The organism is Paenibacillus hunanensis (genome assembly GCF_014645615.1).
In the GTDB taxonomy this organism is placed as follows: Bacteria; Bacillota; Bacilli; order Paenibacillales; family Paenibacillaceae; genus Saccharibacillus; species Saccharibacillus hunanensis.
Genome location: NZ_BMMB01000005.1, coordinates 356,484 through 377,560, shown reverse-complemented (window position 1 = coordinate 377,560; position 21,077 = coordinate 356,484). Strand labels below are relative to the sequence as shown.

16 protein-coding genes are annotated in these 21,077 nt (G+C 48.3%); 8 read left to right on the top strand and 8 right to left on the bottom strand.

Features of this window, described 5'->3' with window-relative positions; all coding sequences use genetic code 11:
* Positions 1-59: 59 nt before the first annotated feature.
* Positions 60-701, top strand: coding sequence for a class I SAM-dependent methyltransferase (locus tag IEX62_RS12785; protein WP_188775904.1), 642 nt, complete (start codon positions 60-62; stop codon positions 699-701).
* 289 nt (positions 702-990) lie between these two features.
* Complete coding sequence (locus IEX62_RS12780; RefSeq protein ID WP_229685774.1) at positions 991-2,439, top strand: hypothetical protein; 1,449 nt, start codon at positions 991-993, stop codon at positions 2,437-2,439.
* A 308-nt stretch (positions 2,440-2,747) separates the two neighbouring features.
* On the opposite strand, the gene IEX62_RS12775 is transcribed toward IEX62_RS12780, so the two are convergent.
* Positions 2,748-3,236, bottom strand: a complete 489-nt coding sequence (locus tag IEX62_RS12775; RefSeq protein WP_188775902.1) for a hypothetical protein — start codon at positions 3,234-3,236, stop codon at positions 2,748-2,750.
* A gap of 604 nt (positions 3,237-3,840) precedes the next feature.
* On the opposite strand from IEX62_RS12775, the gene IEX62_RS12770 reads away from it, so the two are divergent.
* From IEX62_RS12770 to IEX62_RS12750, 5 genes are all read left to right on the top strand, one after another.
* Positions 3,841-4,512: a GntR family transcriptional regulator gene (locus IEX62_RS12770; RefSeq protein ID WP_188775901.1), complete on the top strand. Its 672-nt coding sequence runs from the start codon at positions 3,841-3,843 to the stop codon at positions 4,510-4,512.
* Between the two features lie 756 nt (positions 4,513-5,268).
* Complete coding sequence (locus IEX62_RS12765) at positions 5,269-6,630, top strand: GntP family permease (protein ID WP_188775900.1); 1,362 nt, start codon at positions 5,269-5,271, stop codon at positions 6,628-6,630.
* 241 nt (positions 6,631-6,871) lie between these two features.
* Complete coding sequence (gntK, locus tag IEX62_RS12760) at positions 6,872-8,407, top strand: gluconokinase (protein WP_188776079.1); 1,536 nt, start codon at positions 6,872-6,874, stop codon at positions 8,405-8,407.
* Positions 8,408-8,570: 163 nt separating this feature from the next.
* Positions 8,571-9,764 (top strand): GGDEF domain-containing protein, encoded by a 1,194-nt coding sequence (locus IEX62_RS12755; protein WP_188775899.1) that lies wholly within the window; start codon positions 8,571-8,573, stop codon positions 9,762-9,764.
* 264 nt (positions 9,765-10,028) lie between these two features.
* Entirely contained in the window at positions 10,029-11,225 is a 1,197-nt protein-coding gene (locus tag IEX62_RS12750; protein ID WP_188775898.1) for an aminotransferase-like domain-containing protein, read from the top strand.
* Positions 11,226-11,564: 339 nt separating this feature from the next.
* Here the strand turns inward: IEX62_RS12750 and IEX62_RS24015 are convergent, their stop codons facing one another.
* The 6 genes from IEX62_RS24015 to IEX62_RS12720 form a co-directional block, all read right to left on the bottom strand.
* On the bottom strand, positions 11,565-12,404 hold the full coding sequence (locus IEX62_RS24015; protein ID WP_188776078.1) for a methyl-accepting chemotaxis protein: 840 nt from the start codon (positions 12,402-12,404) through the stop codon (positions 11,565-11,567).
* 135 nt (positions 12,405-12,539) lie between these two features.
* Positions 12,540-13,376: a methyl-accepting chemotaxis protein gene (locus IEX62_RS12740; RefSeq protein WP_373289125.1), complete on the bottom strand. Its 837-nt coding sequence runs from the start codon at positions 13,374-13,376 to the stop codon at positions 12,540-12,542.
* 311 nt (positions 13,377-13,687) lie between these two features.
* Entirely contained in the window at positions 13,688-13,954 is a 267-nt protein-coding gene (locus IEX62_RS12735; protein WP_188775896.1) for a YkgJ family cysteine cluster protein, read from the bottom strand.
* Between the two features lie 443 nt (positions 13,955-14,397).
* Complete coding sequence (locus tag IEX62_RS12730) at positions 14,398-15,516, bottom strand: 5-methyltetrahydropteroyltriglutamate--homocysteine S-methyltransferase (protein WP_188775895.1); 1,119 nt, start codon at positions 15,514-15,516, stop codon at positions 14,398-14,400.
* Between the two features lie 218 nt (positions 15,517-15,734).
* On the bottom strand, positions 15,735-16,964 hold the full coding sequence (gene pepT, locus IEX62_RS12725; RefSeq protein ID WP_188775894.1) for a peptidase T: 1,230 nt from the start codon (positions 16,962-16,964) through the stop codon (positions 15,735-15,737).
* A gap of 160 nt (positions 16,965-17,124) precedes the next feature.
* Complete coding sequence (locus IEX62_RS12720) at positions 17,125-18,756, bottom strand: NAD(P)H-binding protein (protein ID WP_229685753.1); 1,632 nt, start codon at positions 18,754-18,756, stop codon at positions 17,125-17,127.
* 379 nt (positions 18,757-19,135) lie between these two features.
* On the opposite strand from IEX62_RS12720, the gene IEX62_RS12715 reads away from it, so the two are divergent.
* The gene (locus IEX62_RS12715) at positions 19,136-19,729 is read left to right on the top strand and encodes a YjgB family protein (protein WP_188775893.1); all 594 of its coding nucleotides are present in this window, start codon (positions 19,136-19,138) and stop codon (positions 19,727-19,729) included.
* Positions 19,730-19,978: 249 nt separating this feature from the next.
* On the opposite strand, the gene IEX62_RS12710 is transcribed toward IEX62_RS12715, so the two are convergent.
* Entirely contained in the window at positions 19,979-20,806 is an 828-nt protein-coding gene (locus tag IEX62_RS12710; protein ID WP_188775892.1) for a class I SAM-dependent methyltransferase, read from the bottom strand.
* Between the last annotated feature and the right edge of the window lie 271 nt (positions 20,807-21,077).

Sequence of the window (21,077 nt, the reverse complement as noted above, 5' to 3'; positions counted from 1 at the left end):
TGAAATGCTTGTGTAAACAATCAATCAGAGCTGCCAAAGCGATAGAGGAGGAGAGCGAATTGGGTTTCTACGGAATAGTGGTGTTGTGCGTGGTCATTGTGCTGGCGACTCCAGCGCTGCTCGTGCTTGTATATTATAGCTGGCGAAATGGAATTTCACCGATGCCCGCATCAGCCCCAATTCGCCGCACGATCAGTGAGCAGGTAGGTGCTGCGGCTGAGCGAATTACACAATCACAGCAAGAGCAGAGCGATACGATCACGCAGCTATCCCATCAACCGAATCAACGCTCTCATCTTCCCCTGCAAGTCATCGAAGCAGGCTCAGGCTGGGGGACGCTCGCTCTGCACATCATGCAAAACAATCCGAATATTCGTATAACTGGTATTGAAAATTCACCCTTGCCTCTATGTTGCTCACGAGTACTTAGCAGATGGAAGCGTACGAATATTCAATTTCAGCAGGGTGATATTTACCTGTATCCGTACGAGCAAGCAGATATTGTCGTCTGCTATCTGTTTCCAGGCGCTATGCGCAAGCTTCGTCCGATCCTGGAGCAGCGTTCCCGTCCCCATACGTATGTGATTAGCGCCTGTTTTGCAGTACCAGAGTGGGAACCGGAGCAGGTTGTTTTGTGTTCGGATTGGTATCATACGCCTGTGTATGTGTATCGGTGTGGACATCGTAGCTATCTTGCATAACGGATGGGTACGATGCATACAGGTATGAATACATGGAAGCAGTAGAGGAGACTGTGTAAGCGAAGGCTCAGGTTAGGTTCATGTTATACATAAACGGTACAAGCGAATCAGCAAGCTCTATATGCTGGAGTCAGCTACGTTGTAGCTGGCTTATTTTTTCGTTGACACTGCATATTTATTCATGCTAAATTCATTGCAATATTTTAATTCGCATCGGAATTATAAGAATTGGAATATCCTGTGTATTTCCCATGATTACCCTATCTGAGGAGGCGTTCCCTTGAAAAAGATGACCCGTTTCACGCTCGCTGCACTGGTTGCTGCACCTGCTGTTTTAGGAGCAGGTATTGTTCCCACTTCATCCACATTTGCGGCTGTAGCCGAGACACCTGCAAAGGCACTACCAGCGAAGGCACCTGCAGCAGTTCCAACAAAGACACCAGCGGCAACTCCAGCAAAGGCGAACAGCATTACCCCACATCAGGAAACGGCAGCAGATTACGCCCAATTTTTGCAAGCGAAATACAATATTCAGCTTCCACAGCTGGTGAAACGAGGCGACTTTTTACGTGCGCTTGCTGCTATTGTGCCAGCTCCAGCCGCATCGACGGAAGAAGCGAAGACACCGAGCTTTACCGATCTCAAATCTGGCGATGCGGCATATGATGCAGCGGTAGCTCTCGCCCAGCAAGGCATTTTGTCAGATCAAACGGTTCATGCGAATGATGCACTGAGCGTATACGCAGCCGTATTCATCGCAGTAAAAGCGGCTGGCTTCAAGGAACTCGCCTATACATATCCGCAGACAAAGGTAGATGCGGCGCTGGCAAAGGCAGGCATCGCTAAGGATCGCGTACAGGGACAGGCAGCACAGGAGCTGGCAGCAGCGATCGATACCGGGGTCGTACCGGAGAGTCTATATCCGACATTGCGCAAGGGTGGGGCGATCGACCGCAATACTGCAAACGTGCTGCTGGGTAAAACGCTAACCAGTCTGGGCAAATACAAAAATGAGATTGGACGCACCAGCGATAGCGACATTTACGAGAAGCTATATGCGGCTTACCGTACAGCGGATCTGATCGAGGCTCCTGAGCTGCGTACGATTGTGGATCAGGCGCTGCGTAACAATCTGGTGACTGGCTACAACCTCAAGGATAGCCGTTATGATTCCAATTTTATCGATAGCCTGACGCTCACGTATGGACATGATGATATCAAGCACGCGGTACAGCTGATCGGCTTGCTGCGCAGTGAGGGCATCGATGCAGATGTTCAGTTCCAGCCCAAGACCTCTGCATTTATCTATCTCAAGGAATGGGGTACACCAAAGGAAACACCGGATTACAAAGTGACTCAGATCGAAAATGGTAACTATATCGCTTATGCGAAGGAGTACGATATTCAGTTTGAGTTCAATACGATCGCAGATAAGGAACGCTTTAATAAGATCATTTCCACCTATGCGAAAAAGAATAGCAACACGACTGCACCGCTGATCTATAGCTCCTGGTGGCAGCCGCTGTACTATTCGCCAACCGAGCTGTCTGGCTATCCGGTGATTTCAAATACGAAGATCACACTGGGTAATTATTATGCTCAATCGTTCTCGTTAACCGACAAAGCACAAGCAATCCGCGACGGCTTCCGCAAGCTGGCACCTGACGCGACCATTACAGGCTACGACTTCTGGGTGGATCAGCCGTTCTTTAATTATTTGAATGGGGAGTCGGAGTGAGGGAAAAGGATGCCCAAGCAGGTCGATTAAAAGTATAAATAAAGTCCATTATCAGTGAGCAATTCGCATTCTCATGTAATGAAGAGTGCGAGTTGTTTTCATTTCTTCTAAAATATTGTCTTGCTATCTGTGAGTTGTTTTAAGTTGTTCTAAGTAGTGTCTCGCTATCGTTGTATGGACTAGATATTAAGTGTTTTAAATTTTCCAGTGTTAGCGATGTGAGTATCGTTGTCCTTCTCTGCGGCTGAAATTATAAATAAAAAAAGGCCGCTCTATTGAACGCCCTCTTTTTAAAAATCTTATTTGATCTAAAAGGTTTGCTTGAACAGTGTCTTTTTTTGCTTGCTTAAAAACTCAATTGTCACTTGTGGAACTGGATTCCATATCCGATTGTCTTGCACAATCAGATATGTCTCACGATTGTAATCGTACGTTTTACTCTCTCCATCAATAATTAATCTGTAATAACTCCCATGTTGCAGAATATCATTGTTGTGAATAATCAAGCCAAATGAACCTTTTTCTAGCCCTCCGAAAACAACCCCATCTCTGGGAGTACTACGACTGGTGTGTGAATTTCCATTGCCTTCATACACATATATCGTATTCATTTCATCCGAAAAGAGGTAGTATTTGGAATCGCTGAGACGGATAATTTTAGGATTAAGTATATTCTCTTTTTGGATAAAAGCATTTAATTTTTCTGGCTGTACACGTTTGGTGGGAGTATCAAAGTCATTGAATAAACGAACTATTCCTAGCAGGATTACGCCTGCAATTGCTACGATTTTTAACATCCTATAAAGTCGTTTTCTCGTTATTCTCATTGTAATAGTTTAACGTAGAGCATCCATAATGAACATATATATGTTAAATTTTCACTTTATTTAAAGTCTATATTCGCAAGATTCGAATTCTAAAATTGTAGCAAATAATTTATAGAACGCTTACATGAAAAGCTTTACATTCCCAAATGAGAGTAGTAAGATAAAAATCAAAGTTTTAAAGTTGTATACAAGTACACAACAAAATGATCTTTTATCGCAGTTTATTCTTTTCACCGGATTCTTCTTACGCGGCTGTTCTCTTTCGAAAATGCAGATACGAGACACCGCACACATACGGATTTGATCTCATTTGGTAGAGGGGGCGTTACAGCATAACTAGAGCTACACTGGAGGCACGAATAGATTCCCTGCTCCATGAGCTGCACGATGCGATCGATCATTGAAAACGTTATATTCACTTTACCGGATTGTGCTAAAATCGAACTATATGGCAAGTCACATTGATGCGAGGCTGTACGGCATAAGCTACAGCTATTCATACAGCATGCATGTCGCTCTCTGTCTGTACACCTGCCTGTTCATCAGCGATTATGCACAAAAGGGGACGTTAACGATGCAATATCCATCCGCCTGGCTACAGGGCGCTTCTCGCGGAGAAGCGATTGCCTGTGAGCTCAGACTGCAAATTATAAATGAAACGATCAAGCCGGGAGAGATCATTTCAGAAAATCGGATCGCGGCTGACTTCGGTAGCAGTCGCTCGCCTGTACGTGATGCACTCAAGGCACTATCCAGCGAAGGCTTGATTCGTTTGGAGCGTATGGGCGCGGTTGTGCTCGGACTAAATCTGGAGGATGTCAACGAGCTGTACGATGTGCGCTACCTGATCGAAAGCTTTGTCCAGCACCGTCTGGCCGAGGGCGATCATGAAGCATTGTTCGTCCAACTGGATCGAACCATCGACAAAATGAAGCTAGCCGTCAAGCATGGCGATTATGTAGATTTTGCCTATCAGGACTTCATGTTCCACGAAATGATCGTCATGCAGGCACAGCACCAGCGCATGATCCACCTCTGGAACAGCATTCGCCAGATCGTCATGACCGTCATCCTGATCACTACCGAAAAAGGCTTCCAAACCGGAGCAGAACGCATGAACTGGGTCGCCGACAAGCACTACAAAATCCTAAACGGTCTACGCTCACAGGATGCCGAAGTCATCCGCCGCGCCGTCGACGATTATTTCAAGGACTCCGCCCAAACACTAAGCCGCACCCTGCCATAAAGTAGCAAGGAACGCCAGTTTGCAGTTTATTCTATACTCTTGCTATACAAACACAGGAACTGCTTAGCATGCTTTTATACTCGGATAAAATGGAGTTGCATAAACAAAATAATACTCTATTAAAATCAGACACTTGTCTAAAAGAAAACTATAGACTATAGCTTACGATCTGCCAGCTCTGAGTTCTATACTGTTGCTTTCTGCAAGTAGGATTCCGTTCATAGTGTACGATATTACATTTAAATATCTAAGCTCTATGCGTGACCAACAGTCTATAGTCTTCTCAAAGGTTTGATGATGCTAGCCGTGCCAATAACCTTCAGGACATATCATTGTTAACAGAGATACGTATTTGAGTTGAGCAGCATGAAGCAAACACGCTAGCACACCAATATTGCGGTACACTTGCTCAACGAACGCTTTCATGCTGCAACCCGCACAGAACGGAGGTAAGGAAATAAGGGAAAAGGACGATTTTGGAGGGGCGTGAATCTACATTAAATCCCTAATCCGTAGATTCACGCGGCTCCACCCGAGTCCGTTCCCTTATTCCTTACCGGAGTGGTGCCACTCCACATCACACCAGTCACTAAGCATATAAATACACCAGTACATTCATTTACCAGCTCCAACTTGTCGACAAGTATACAATAACCACCATACTAAATCATTATTGTAAGCGCTCTATCCACTTACGAAAAACATTTCAAATTTGCAAAAAAAGAATCTGAAAATTTTCATAGGGAGGTCATTTCCTTGGATCAATTGTTTGGACTTAGTCATAATGCCACACTGCTCGTGTGGACGCTGATCGCGATCGTCTTCCTGATCGTGCTGATCGCCAAATTTAAATGGAACCCGTTCGTTACGCTACTGCTGTCTGCTCTGATGCTCGGCTTGCTGGCAGGGATGAATCCGCAAGACCTGATCAAATCCGTTACAGGTGGATTGGGCGGCACGCTTGGTACGATCGCCATCGTTATCGGTCTCGGTACGATGCTCGGTAAAATGATGGCTGAATCCGGTGGTGCCGAGCGTATCGCAACCACGCTGATTGATCGCTTTGGTCAAAAGCGTGTGCACTGGGCGATGATGCTGGTCGGCTTTATCGTCGGGATTCCGGTTTTCTTTGAAGTTGGACTCATTTTGTTAATTCCGATTGTGTTTCTGGTTGCACGTAAAACAGGTCTGTCCCTGCTCAAGATCGGGATTCCGATTCTAGCAGGTCTGTCTACCGTACACGGTCTGGTGCCACCGCATCCAGCGCCGATGATTGCGATTGATGCATACAATGCCAATCTGGGACGTACGATTCTGTACTCATTGATCGTTGGCTTGCCAACAGCGATTATTGCAGGCCCGATCTTCGGTAAATTTATCGGTAGTCGCATTGAGGTGCAGCCGCCGAAGGAGCTTGCCGAGCAATTTGCTTCCAAGGGTGATCGTGAGCTGCCGGGCTTTGGTATTACGCTGTTTACGATTTTGCTGCCTGTTATCCTGATGCTGACCGGATCGATTGCATCGATTGTAGATCCAGAGGCAGTACATGGCTTTACTCATGTAGCTGAATTTATCGGTCATGAGATTATTGCACTGCTGATCTCGGCAGTATTCGCGTTCTTCTCGCTGGGCTTTGCACGTGGCTTTAGCAAGGACGATATTTCCAAATTCACAAGTGAATGTCTGGCACCAACTGCGGGTATCATTTTGATCATCGGTGGTGGCGGTGCATTCAAGCAGGTGCTGATCGATAGTGGTGTTGGTAAAGCGATTGCGGATATTGCCAGCCACAGTCACATTAACGTAATCCTGTTTGCATGGCTGGTTGCGGCGTTGATCCGTGTAGCGACAGGCTCGGCAACTGTAGCGATGACGACAGCGGCAGGGATTGTTGCTCCCGTGCTCGCGGTGAGCACCGGGGTCAATGTCGAGCTGGTCGTACTGGCAACAGGTGCTGGATCGCTGATCCTGTCTCATGTGAATGATGCTGGCTTCTGGATGATCAAGGAATTCTTCGGCATGACGGTGGGGCAGACGCTCAAGTCATGGACGGTGATGGAGACGATTTTGTCAGTGGTCGGCTTGATCTTTATTATGATTTTGAGTGTGTTTGTATAAAATAAAAGCGAATGAGCAGGGCGGGAAAGAGCTTCTTTCCCGTGCTGCTTTACTTTGTTTAGGCATGATGCTTCTGCGAGGGTGACGGAGCAAAGTCAGCCGTATAGTAGAAGACCGCTTTGTACGATAACGATATGGATGATCAAAGCAATATTTATTTTACGAAAGAAGGATGATGACGATGAACGATACAGCGAATGGAAATGGATCATTACCACATACCGAGGCACAGCCAGGCGCTATGCGCATGATCGGGGTTGATATCGGTACGACGAGTACGAAGGCGGTCTTATTTCAGGAAAATGGCACGGTCATGACCACCTCGAATATCGGGTATCCGCTGTACACGCCAACACCGTCAACGGCAGAGCAAGACCCTGATGAAATTCTACGTGCGGTCATGGATACGATTGCAGGTGTGATGAAGGATAGCAGCACTTCGCCTGAGCAGGTGCTATTCGTCTCCTTTAGCTCGGCGATGCACAGTCTGATTGCTGTCGACGAGCAGGGCAAGCCGCTGACACGCTGCATCACATGGGCGGATAATCGTAGTGCAGCGTATGCACGTAAGCTCAAGCATGAGCTGAATGGACAGGACATCTATATGCGTACCGGCACGCCAATTCACCCGATGTCGCCTTTGACCAAGCTAATGTGGCTGAGCGATGAGCAGCCTGATCTGGTCGCACGGACATATAAATTCATTTCGATCAAGGAGTATGTATTCCTTCGTCTATTCGGTGAATATGTGGTCGATCATTCGATCGCTTCCTGTACGGGGCTGTTCAATCTGCGAGAGCTGGACTGGGATGCGGAAGCACTGAATATTGCAGGCATTACGGCAACCAAGCTGTCTCGCCCGGTGCCAACAACGCATCAGCTGGCAGGAATGAACCCAGAGGCGGCTATGCTAATGGGCTTATCGGTGGACACTCCGTTTATCGTGGGCGCAAGCGATGGCGTACTGTCTAATCTAGGGGTAGGTGCGATTGAGCCGGGTGTTGTTGCTGTGACGATCGGTACGAGTGGTGCGATTCGGACAGTCGTTGATGAGCCGGTCACCGATCCGAAGGGACGCATCTTCTGTTATGCACTGACCGAGGATAAATGGGTGATCGGCGGCCCGGTGAACAATGGTGGAATGCTGTTCCGCTGGGTGCGCGATGAGTTTGCCGCGTCGGAGGTAGAGACGGCGAAGCGACTCGGTATTGATTCCTATGATGTGTTGACTCGAATCGCCGAGCAGGTACCAGCAGGTTCCGAAGGGCTGTTATTCCATCCGTACCTGACAGGTGAGCGTGCGCCGCTATGGAACCCGGATGCGCGCGGCTCCTTTATCGGGCTGACGATGAAGCATCGGAAGGAGCATATGATTCGCTCGGTGCTGGAGGGTGTTATTTTCAATCTGTACACGGTTATGCTGGCGATGAAGGAACAGATCGGTCATCCTGCCAAAATTCATGCGACAGGCGGCTTTGCTCGTTCCTCCCTCTGGCGGCAAATGATGGCGGATATTTTTGATCAGGAGGTTATCGTACCGGAAAGTATCGAAAGCTCCTGTCTCGGTGCTGTTGTGCTCGGTCTGTACGGGATGGGGCGCATCGAATCGCTGGATATCGTATCCAGTATGATCGGCTCCACCCATGCGCACGAGCCGAAGCCAGAGCATACGCATGTGTATCATCAGCTACTGCCGATCTATGTGTCGATCTTCCGTAGTCTGGAGCAGCAATATACCGCGCTGGCACAGTTCCAAAATCGAGAGCAGTCACTCTAAAATTTTTGTAGTAACAGGCTTGTAACGATACGCTTTGCCGTTGATAAAGGTGGTATACTGAGTCCACAGTCATCCATTTAGGCTGGCAAGTACGTATTGCTGCGCCTGTTCACCAGCTTTAACCTTGAGGCGCCGTGCAAAACACGGAGTTGTGAAATCCATTATGAGCTTTAATCTGGATATGAAGACGATTTTTATATCGCTTGTGTTTGGACATATTTTTACGGTCATTCTAATTAATGCGTATCGTAAGCATACGGTGCCGGATCGTTCGGTCAATGCTTTTTTCCTATCCAAGCTCATCCAGGCGATTGCGTGGGCATTGCTAATTGTGCGTGGTGTCGTTCCAGAGCTATTGTCGATTGTATTAGCAAATACGCTTCTATTCGTGGGTGCGGCACTGGAGACGAGCGCGCTGCTTATGCTACAGCAGGTCTTTTCCAAACGGCTCAAACGGTTATATCTGATCGGCACGGTCATATGTATTGCTGGCTTCGCCTTGATCTATGGGTTAGGTGTATCGGAAGGTGCTCGTATCGTGTACGCATCGGTGGCAACGGCGATGTTCTTATTTTATCCGGTGTATTATATGACGACAGATCGTGCCGCGTCCACGCTCAAGCGACTGATGGGCATTCTGTACGGCATCGTAGCGCTTAGTCTATTGCTTCGGGCGGGGGCTGCGATTCAGCTTGGTGATCAGGTGGGCTTGTTCACGCAGGGGATGTATCAAAGCTTCTCATTCATCGCGCTCTATCTGATTATGATTCTGGGCAATACTGGCTATGTGCTGCTGTCCAAGGAGCAGGCAGATGCGGAGCTGTTACGGATTGCGAGCTATGATGAGATGACCGGCGTGCTGAATCGGCGTACGTTTATGGTCGAGAGTCGGAATATGATTCATCAGCTAGCGATGCGGCAGAGTCAGGTGTCGTTTATTTTGTTCGATGTGGATTCGTATAAGACGATTAATGATACGTATGGGCATTTTACAGGGGATCGTGTGCTTCAGGATATGACCGATCGATTGAAGGAAAGGCTGTCGGAGCTTACGGGTGAGCGCTATATTTTCGGACGCTATGGCGGTGATGAATTTGCCGTGCTGCTGCCAGATGTAGATGAGGCGAAGGCAGGAGGCATTGCGGAGCAGCTTCGGTTAACGGTAGCCAACAGTGATTCGCATGTGCTACCTGTACCGTATACGATCAGTCTGGGTGTCGTTTCTGTACAGGCACAGCGCAATATTCAGATGAACACGCTGTATGAGCTTAGCGACCATGCGCTGTATAATGCCAAGCGAGCCGGCAAGAATCAGGTTGCGATTTACAATCAGGAGCAGGCAGAAGCTGCGCTGTAATAGGACGAATTCAGTGCTACTTCGCACCCGTCATTCCTTGATTCAGAAAATAATTCCCTTCGTTACTAGTGATGCTGCTGGAGCGAGGGGTTATTTTTATACAAAAAAATGGATCAAGGCTATTTCCAGCAGATAGGCAGATGCGATAAGCTAGAACAAATAACGAGTTGGAATAGAGACGATAGGTAGCTGGCATAGAATACTATCAATACTATCGATCGTCTGTCTGCTCCAGCTTCATTGGGCTAAGGAGAGAAGAGAACTATGGACTACAAATTTGCAGAACGAATGACGGCGATGAAGCCATCGATCATTCGTGAAATTTTAAAATCAAGTGGTGGCGGTTCTGTTATTCCGTTTGCAGCAGGCAATCCAGCTGCTGAAACCTTCCCACTCGAAGCGATTCGTTCCTTTACCGAGTCGATTCTATTGGAAAATCCAGTCGCTGCCCTTCAATATGGTGTAACAGAGGGCTATGAGCCACTGCGTGAGCGCCTGCTCGGTCATGTGCAGCAGCGTTTTCATGTGGATACGACAGGTAATTCGCTGATGGTCGTTTCCGGCGCACAGCAGGGGATTGAGCTGGCAGCCAAAGTATTTTGCAGTGAAGGCGATACGATCATCTGTGAAAGCCCGAGCTTTATCGGCTCACTGAACACCTTCCGCTCCGCAGGGATTCGTCTGGCGGGTGTACCGATGGAAGCAGATGGTATCGATCTGGAGCAGCTGGAAGCCGCGCTCAAGCGTGAGCCGAACGTGAAGCTAATCTACCTGATCCCAAGCTTCCAGAATCCAACAGGCATCACCACATCGCTTGAAAAGCGCAAAGGCATCTACGCACTTGCACGCCAATACGATGTGATGATCCTCGAAGATAATCCATACGGCGAGCTACGCTTTCAGGGCGAGGACGTGCCTGTCATCAAATCGCTGGATACCGATCAGCGCGTCATCTACGTAGGCTCCTTCTCCAAGGTGCTGTCTGCTGGACTGCGTGTCGGCTATGTGCTGGCACCAGACGAGGTCATTCAAAAGATGGCAGTCGCCAAGCAGGGTGAGGACGTACATACCGCAACCCTGCCCCAAATGATCGCTCACCGCTTTATGACCGAATACGACTATGATAGTCACATCGGACTCGTATGCAACGTGTATCGCCGTAAAAGCGAGCTGATGCTGCAAGCACTGGAGCAAAAAATGGATGCTGCGGTCACATTCACTCGTCCAGATGGTGGACTGTTCCTCTGGTGCGAGCTGCCTGCCTCTGTTCCGATGCTGGACTACTGCAAGCAAGCCGCAGCCAGCGGCGTCGCAGTCGTACCCGGCAATGCCTTCCTCGTTGACGAATCCGAGCCATGTCAGGCATTGCGCCTGAACTTCTCTACTCCGTCTGACGAGCAGATCGTGCGCGGTGTGGATATTCTAGCGCAGGTATTTGCTCAACAAAAAGCAGGTATTTGAATCGGAATATCGGAACGTCTGTAGGATCGACACCTGATACGATACATGTACCATTAAACGGATAGATGCAACCCCCGCATTTCACAGCAAAAAACCGCTATCGCATCACCTACCCAGCAGAGCGAATCCACAGCCAGCTACTAAGCCGGGGCTGTCCTTCATCTCTGCCGACGTATGGTGTTCTATACGATAGCGGTTTTTTATCTATTCCTTTCATGCAAACCGGTACCAAAGCAGTCCATCGCCTTACAGTGATCAGCTCGGATAACCACTTTATCCATAGGTTAACCGATATTCTCTACAACATGCTACTGCGATCACAGACTAGCCCTGTCCAGCTTACTTCGAAGCAACAGAATAATGATACAGATTGTTCGCCAGCGACTGCATGGTCGAGCTTGTTCCGTGCAGACGCTCGATCACATCGGTAAACGAGCTAACGAGCGATGCTTGCTCCTGCGAGGAAGAAGTGATCTGTGCGATCTCCAGCTCCATTTTACGAATCGAATCCTGCACCTCACGCAGTGCATTTTCGATATCGCCGGTTGCTTGCTTCGCATTGACCGACAGCTTGCGCACCTCGGTAGCGACCACGCCAAAGCCAGCGCCCAGCTCACCGACGCGTGCAGCCTCAATCGCAGCATTCAGCCCCAGCAGATTCGTTTGCTCGGAAATTTCCTTAATGAGTGTAGCTACTTCATTGATTTTGGACGATTTCTCGACCGTAACCCGGCTGTTCTCCAAAATCTGCTCACTGGTCGCTTGCAGCTCCTCTGCATGAGCAGCAACATGCTGTACCATATCGACCAGATTATCGGAGATCGAACGGCTCTCTGCGATAATTGCCTCCAGATGATTCTGGTTCGTTTGCTCATACATCACGAGCAGCATCGCCACGAGCTCACTGCCATCGTACACCGGAATATTTACGCCTTCCAGTGGCACGCCAAACAGCTCCTGTGGATAGCTGACCATCGTTGCATTTACCTTATCGGCAACCCCTTGAAAATCCTCAAACCCCGGAGCCAGATCAACGCCTGTACGGAAGCCAAGATCAAAATCCCCCAGTTGCTCATAGTACAGCACCTTTTTCCGGTCATACATACTAACCGTCGCTTTCTCTCTCAGCATTTTACCAATATACGGCATGATGCCCAACAAAGAATCGACCACTCCCATATTACTCAAACTCCTTCTCCACTTATAATCTCTGTAGTGTATCTCTTTATATACAGTAGGGTTGTCTGAACTGCATTCATTTTGCATACAGATCAGACGGAGCATGGTGTAAACCATGCTTATTCTGGATGTGTATTATCTTTTTACGGCATAGTGATACAGATTGTCGGATAACTCCTGCATTGTTGTGCTTGACGCCTGCAAACGCTCGATCACATCGGTAAAGGAGCCTACAAGTGTTGCCTGCTCCTGTGAAGAAGAAGTGATCTGCTCAATCTCGCGCTCCATGTTACGGATAGACTCCTGTACTTCGCGCAGTGCATTTTCGATATCGCCTGTCGCTTGCTTCGCATTGACCGATAGCTTACGAACCTCGGTAGCAACCACGCCAAAGCCAGCGCCCAGCTCACCAACACGCGCAGCTTCAATCGCAGCATTCAAACCAAGCAGGTTCGTTTGCTCCGAAATTTCCTTAATCAGAGAAGCGACTTCGTTGATTTTGGACGATTTCTCGACCGTGATCCGGCTGTTTTGCAAAATCTGCTCGCTTGTTGCTTGCAGCTGCTGTGCATGCGAAGCAACGTGCTGTACCATATCGACCAGACTTTCCGAGATCGATTTACTTTCGGATACAACACCTTCTAGATTTTGCTGATTGGTCTGCTCGTAATAAATACCGAATACAGCTACCAGCTTACCATCTTCATGAATAGGAATCGTGATCCCTTCCAGCGGATAACCAAACATGTCTGACGGGAAAAATACGCGTGTCGGATTTACTTTATCCTCCAGCATTTTGAAGTTCTCAAAGCCAGGTGCTACAGGATCGCCTGTTTTAAAACCAAGATCGAAGTTACCTCTCTGATAGTAGTAGACAATGTGTGTCTCGTCGTAGACAGAAATCGTGAATTGCTCGCGCATCGCTTGAGCGAAGATCGGTGCAGTTTTAATCAATGCTTGAATGATACTCAATCTGATCACTTCCCTATTCGGAGAATACAGTACATTGTATATGTATCGGGCTCGGGAAAGAGAAAATTTAGCGGCTAAGTAATAGTAAAAAAATGATAATAAGCATAGTTTCAACCATATTATGCATTTATAGTACGTATAAATGGGATATATATACATAAATTGCGAGAAAAGTCGTGAAAATGCAGCAAAATTCCACTAAAACGGCATTTGAATCACCCAAAAAAATTTAAAAATATATTCGTAAGACACGCAATTCTGCACAAAATTAGGGTGAATGGCTAGAGTGGAACGGTTGTGCGATGAAGGGATTAGTGAGAAGAGTGGGGTGAAGTGAGACGTTCCAGTTCCTCCAAATAAGCAAAAGCATGCTCATCGGTCGTTCCACACATTTCCAGTGAAGCAGGTAGCTCGCCACATACAGCCGGACGCTGGGGCTGACCGAATAAGGCACAGCGACGTTCCGCAGTCAGATGAGGGCAGGGCATTCCCGCAGGCTTGCCCTGTGGCAACCCCGGTAGTGGAGATGAGATTGAGATTACAATACAACAGGCAGCGCAACCAGCACGACATTCCATAGATATATCCTCCTTACCAGATACACCGTTCAACCCGTAAGCTAGAATCGTAGCGCTAGCTCTATAATAAAGTAGCATCGTCTGCATCGATTCGCAACAAAGCGATCCAATAACAGCCTGCTTGGCTTCGTAGCCTGAATAGTAGCTAGACCGGGATGAGAGTGGACGTTTAGCATATCGTTAATTGGTAAGCATGTCCAGAGGGGATGTGCTGCGTAGCTGTGCAGGGGAACCAGGACGATTGCAAGCATCATTAGCATCCTCTCCAGTGCACACCGATCAAATGATTACCATGAGCTAAAGGAATACATGGGCGTATATTCATATACAAGCCTATACATGGACATACATAAAAAGGCCAGCCGTACATTCTCTGGAGAAGACAATGTACGGCTGGCTTGTATACAGCAGTTTTTGCAAGATTTCACACAAAGCTTATTCGATTATGACCATACCTCATCTGCAATCTCGATCACATGACGAAGCTTATCCCATTGCTGCTCTTCGGTCAGCAGATTGCCTTCTTCTGTAGAGGCAAAGCCGCATTGCGGACTCAGGCATAGCTGATCCAGATTCACAAAGCGAGCGGCTTCATCGATGCGGCGTTTGATCGCATCCTTGCTTTCTAGCTCGCCTGTTTTGGACGTTACCAGACCGAGTACGATTTGCAGATCCTTACGCTTCACATGACTCAATACGTCCAGCGAGCCAGATCGCTCATCATCGAATTCCATGAACAGTCCGTTCAGGTTCAGTTGATCCAAAATCGCATCGGCTGCACCATCGTAACCACCGGATGCTGTCCAGGTGGAGCGGAAGTTACCGCGGCAGATGTGCATCGTAATGACCATATCGTCCGGACGATTCGCTACGGACAGATTCAGCAGTTTCACTGCATCGGCAAGCATCCGATCCGGGTCTTTACCATCGGCGCGCAGCTTTTGCTTCGTTTCCTCGGAGAAGAACGATGCCCAGGATGTATCATCGAGCTGCAAATAACGACAGCCTGCATCATAGAAAGCACGCAGTGCTTTTTGATACGCCAGACCGAGATCCTGTAGCAATACATCGCTGTCCTCATAACGCTCAGTCGCCACTTTACCACGGAATTGCAGCATATTCGGACTTGGAATCGTCATCTTGGCAGTACGATCCGCACTCACAATGCTGTGCAGAAATTTGTAGTCGTCCAGATGCGGATGATTCGTAAAGTCGATGCGCTCAGTGACCTTGATACCACGCGGCTTTGTCGTAACGCCATGGAACTGAATACCCTGCTCCGCTTCAAACGCTTCTACACCGTCAAGGTTTTCCAGAAAGTCAAAGTGCCACCAGGCACGGCGAAATTCGCCATCTGTGATCGACTGCAAGCCAATCTCTTCTTGCTTGGCAACGATTCGGCGAATCTCTTCATTTTCCAGTTCGCGTAGCTGCTCAGCTGTAATCACACCAGCCGTATGCTGCAAACGGGTTTTTTTGATCTTTTCAGTACGAAGCAGACTGCCTACATGATCCGCACGAAACGGTGCAGTAGTACGCAGCAAAGAGGATGAAGATGACATAAACAATAACCTACTTTCTTTATAGGAATAAACTGTTATGTTGCATCGTAGCAGAGATTACTTTTGTTGTAAATCATTTATACAGTCAAAATGTATATTTCATGTATAAATTGTAGATGGTCTACGTAAAGGAAATCCAATATTTCAGCAATAAACTTCTTATTAGATCGCCCGGATATAGCCCGAGCGGCAAGGCATCAAGAACGCTCTGACTTACTTTATGCCTGCTCTTCAAACAATCTAGCGATCTCGACAATTACTTTCGTTGCCTTAACCATCGTATCAACCGATGCATATTCATACTTTCCGTGGAAGTTCTCGCCACCTGTGAAAATATTCGGTGTAGGCAAGCCCATATAGGAGAGCTGTGCACCGTCTGTGCCTCCACGTACCGGTGTGATATGTGGCTCAATCTCCAGATTCTTCATCGCCTGACCTGCGATATCAACGATATGCATAACCGGCTCGATCTTCTCGCGCATATTGTAATACTGATCACGCAGTTCCAGCTCGATCTGCTCCTCACCGTACGTTTGACGGAATTCATTGACGATGCTGGTGATTGTATTTTTGCGATGCTCGAACGATTCACGGTCAAAGTCACGGATGATATACGACAGTTCTGCACGCTCCACATCGCCGTGGAAGGAAATCAGATGATAGAAGCCGTCATAGCCATCGGTAAATTCAGGTGCTTCATCAACAGGCAGACGACGATGCAGCTCCATCGCAATTTTGGAGGCGTTGATCATCTTGCCTTTGGCTGTGCCTGGATGTACGTTGGTGCCTTTGCATACAACGCGGGCAGCGGCAGCATTAAACGTTTCGTATTCCAGTTCACCAAGTGGTCCACCATCGACGGTATAGGCGTATTTTGCACCATAAGCAGCGACGTCGAACAGATGCGGCCCGCGTCCGATTTCTTCGTCCGGTGTAAAGGCAACGCGAATTTTGCCATGCTTAATTTCAGGATGATCCAGCAGATAATTCATCGCTGTCATAATCTCGGCAATACCGGCTTTGTTATCTGCACCGAGCAGTGTCGTGCCGTCGGTTGTGATCAGTGTATGTCCGTGGTAACGCTCCAGCTCTGGAAAGTCAGATGGCGACAGCACGATACGCTGAGCTTCATTCAGCACGATATCTCCGCCTGTATATTCTACGAGCTGTGGCTTCACGCCTTTACCTGTAAAATCAGTCGCTGTGTCCACATGCGCCATAAAGCCGATTACAGGCACATCCTTATCGGTATTCGCAGGCAATGTCGCCATCAGATAGCCATTTTCATTCAACGTAATCTCCTGCATACCGAGTGTATGCAGCTCCTGCTCCAGCTGACGCAGTAGGTCCCATTGTCCGGGAGTGGAAGGGCATGTATCGCTCTCCTCACTGGATTGGGTATCGATCTGCACGTAGGAGGTCAAGCGTTCAATTAGTTCTTGTTTCATCGGGTCAGACTCCTCTCTCTATACGGGGAGCGCATCCTGCACGCTCCAGCTCATGCTGTTATTGTAGCACAAAAAATCACGCGCCTAAAAAGGAACGCTGCCTATGTATCACCGTGTATACCTGTAGATAAAAAAAGCCCGGGTGACGCGCAGCTGCGCATCATCCGGGACGGTGAGGGGAAACGGTAGAAGAGCTTGAGCCAGGCTGATTCCGCCGATCACGAGCAATCAATCGCAGCAGATGGCGACGGAACGCATGCATGACGATCAGATGTACCTTTGCCTGTGTGTATTTGTACAGGAACCACGGTAGAGATGGCATATAGTCGTGAATGGCGATAACACATTCCTGTGTGCCGGGAATTTGCTGGAATTCGAGTCGCCCTTCATGTGTTTCCTTTATACGAGCGAACACACCGCCAGTGATATGGTAGACCGCACTTTCATCATCACTACGCTCAGGGGAGAAGGTTAGCTCCAGCAGCGGCTTCTCGATGAAACGTAAAAAGACCTGGTAACGATCCTCGCCGATACGCTGCGTGCGCACCAGTGCGGGCATAAAGCGTCCCAGCCATTCCATATAGTAATCGCCTGCCCAGCGTGCATTTTTCCCATCGGGCAGCAATACGCGCTGGATCGAGCGTACATCGGATACTTTTGGATCGGTCGAATCGGACGCGCGCGTGTTAGAGCTGGATTGGCTATTTTGCTGCGATTCCTGCTCCAGCGCCGTACGTGCTGCTTCCTCAAACGGGATTTTGCCATCGCTAATGCCTTTGACGATTCGATCCTCATGCGCGACCATCGGATGCGCCAGACTTTCCACGAGTGGATAGACCATTTCGCGTGGCATACGGGTGACCAGTGTGACCCATAGACGAGATAGATGAATCGTCAGTAGCGGTAGATCGATGAAAACGCGTCTTTTGCCCATTACCTCGGCCGTCTTTTCCATCATCTGCTTGTACGTCATGATATCCGGGCCACCGACATCGATTGCACGTCCATAGAGCTGCGGCGAGCCAATGCTGTGTTGCAGGGCATGTAGCACGTCAGAGAGCGCGATCGGATGCGTGAGCGTGCGCGTCCATTCCGGCAGTGTCATCACAGGCAGACGCTGTACCAGGCGTGCTAGAATCGGGAACGAAGAGCCCTGAGGCCCCACGATCAGCCCGGCACGGATGGTTGTCACCGGAATACCGCATGAGCCGAGCACCTCCTCAACCTCCAAACGGCTGCGTAGGTGGCGAGATAGCTTCTCACGTGGAACATCTTGCGGAATAATACCGCTCAAGTACACGATCTGCTTGATCCCATGCTTACAGGCAGCACGGGCAAAGTGATCTGCCAGAATAATATCCATATCCTCAAACTTCGCCTGTGTCAGCTTGGCGGTTGGCATCATCGAGTGCACCAGGTAAATCGCATAGTCGGCGCCCTCCAATGCCTTATCTGCTGCTGACATAGAAAATAGATCACAGGCACGCCACTCGACATGCTCATTATTATGCTCGGAGCGGTCATGACGTGACAGAGCGATAATGTCATAGTCACGCACAAGCTGCTGCAATAGATTTTTGCCAATATAACCCGTCGCTCCGGTTAATACGATACGCGGACGACGGGTTGTAAACTCAGAGCGTTGACTCGTCTCGTCCGCCGCAGGAGCCTGTTCCTGCGTGCTTGCTGTCATTGTAGAATCAGTTACGGAGGTTGCCGTATCGTTACCGGATGCATGATTCTCCGACGTTGTGTGTTGCAATGGGGAATTGCTGGATGTCTCGTTCATCATTTCACCTCATCCAATTCTTCAATATTCGTTCGACCTGCGCGATATCGGGATCGTTTATCGATCACCTAGCGCGTGGGTAATAACAGAGTGTCAGACTACGGACAATGAATAGTGTATGTTTTTCCAATACCCTGTTTGCGGCTGTTTCAACCTTTTATAGATAACTAACCTCATCGGCTGGGCTTCTGATCACGTCAGATGACTTGCAACGAAAATGCTGGCAACTACATTGTTACCGGATTGTGATATGACGGTAACTTACATGCTGAGGCACAGCAGTATACTATAAGCTGTTTAGATCATCTGTAGGGCTTCCAGAGAAGAGCGAATGACAGAGTATAGACGTAGTAATTGAAGGGGAAATACAGGAGGAATGAACATGAATAGATGGACAGCACCGATACGTAAATTAGCACTGGTAGCGACGGTAACCGGTGTAGCACTAGCTGGAACGGTAGGAATAAGTACAGCCTTCACCACACAGGCAGCAGCCTCGGCGAGTAGCGATGCGGCGTATCAGCACCAGCTTGCTGTAGAGACGCTGAACAGCTTTTACAAGCCAGCCTTACAAGGGAAGTTCCCTGGTGATGTGAATAGCTTTACGATTGGTAAAACGAAGCGCAGTGATGTGCTCAATCGCTTCGGCCCAGCAGAGCTGCCACGTTCAAACGCTAACGGCTACGATAATTACACCGCAGATATGGGGCATCCGGGCTATGCGTTTCACTATAATAAAAGCAATGTATTGGATCAGATGCGTTACTTCGGTACAAATGTAGAGCGGCAGACGAATATCGGCGGTATCACGATGAAGCTGCTACGGGAAAAATGGTACGCTCCATCCGCAGTATCCAAGATCAGTAAAGGAAAATCCGAGCAAACAAAGGTCACCTATGTACGTGGTAGCTACAAGCTGGAGTTCATCTTCAACAGCAGCACCGATCTGGATCATATTAATCTACTGAAAAAGTGAGTCGGTTCGGTAGGAACTGGTGCATTAATATAATGAGCTGGAGCACCAACATACAAAAGAAACAGCCGCAGGCATCCATCGCCTGCGGCTTTGCTTGTACATAGATGTGTTTTAAAATTCGTTGTATCTGTATCTGTATCTGTATCTGTATCTGTATCTGTATCTGATCGTCATCGCATTAGAATCGTCAATCAGTTTGGTGATCCGTGTTCATCTGGTACCTATAACATGGTAGTTATAACAGTGAGCCTATTTAATCCCCAATCGCATCCGGTAGCTGAACAGCACATTAATCATACCGCCACGGAAAAAATCATCTGCCATTGCTTTAAGTACACCAATTTCAGATTCAAGATGCGAGGCAGGTGTGCCTAGCTTCAAGGCTGCCTGAATGCCGCCCTGACTGAGCAGCAGCCCTGTATAGCGCTCAGCACTGCATGGCTCCGTATGATGGAACACAATTTCACGTACAAAGCGGAAATATCCACTGTCCTGTAACGTGTGCAGATGGGTGGACTTGTCCCGTTTGACTGCCTGCTGTTCTGGATCGCCATGCTGCTCCAGTAAGCGTTCAGACAGATCGATCAGATGCTCGTACTCACGCTCTAGCTGCCAGTTCAGCACCGGCGGCCAATCACAATCATAGGCAGCAAAGATTCCGCCATCTCGCAGCACACGCTTCACCTCTTGCAGGGTACTTGCAGGCTCCATCCAGTGAAACGACTGTGAGCAGGTCACCACATCAACGGTACCAGCGGAAGCGGGTAGCTCATTGGAATAGCCATGCTGGAATGATATTCCCGATACGGGCTGCTGCTCTAGCTTCATCTGAGCGCGTCCAAGCATATCATGATTCGCATCAATACCGATAATTTCGGCTGTCTTGCCCGCCCAGATCATCGTGGACAGCCCGGTTCCACAGCCGACATCCAGCACCAGCCGGGGGCGCTTTTGCAAATAATTCACCAGCAGATCGGCAACTAATTGCGGTGGCTGCGGACGATTCCGATCATACAGCTCATCAAATCCGTTAAAGCGGTTAATGTTCGATACTGAATTGTTCTCAGGAATATTCATATGGACATTCTCCCTTCGATAAATAGAATCATGCACCCGATACCTGCCTGTGCAAGCTCTCATAGGTGCCTGTTCTCCAGCCAATCCTCTAGCTGCCTGGCTTCCAATCTGTTCTGTGCAGAGTATAGCATATTTGGATGCTTGCATCGTCAGCGCATCGTATCTATACCTATCTATCTATATGTATATAGTCTGTCCTATTCGCATACTTACGCAGCCAATATGAATTTTCTATTTTAGAAAAAAGAAGATAGAGGATAATGTTAAAACG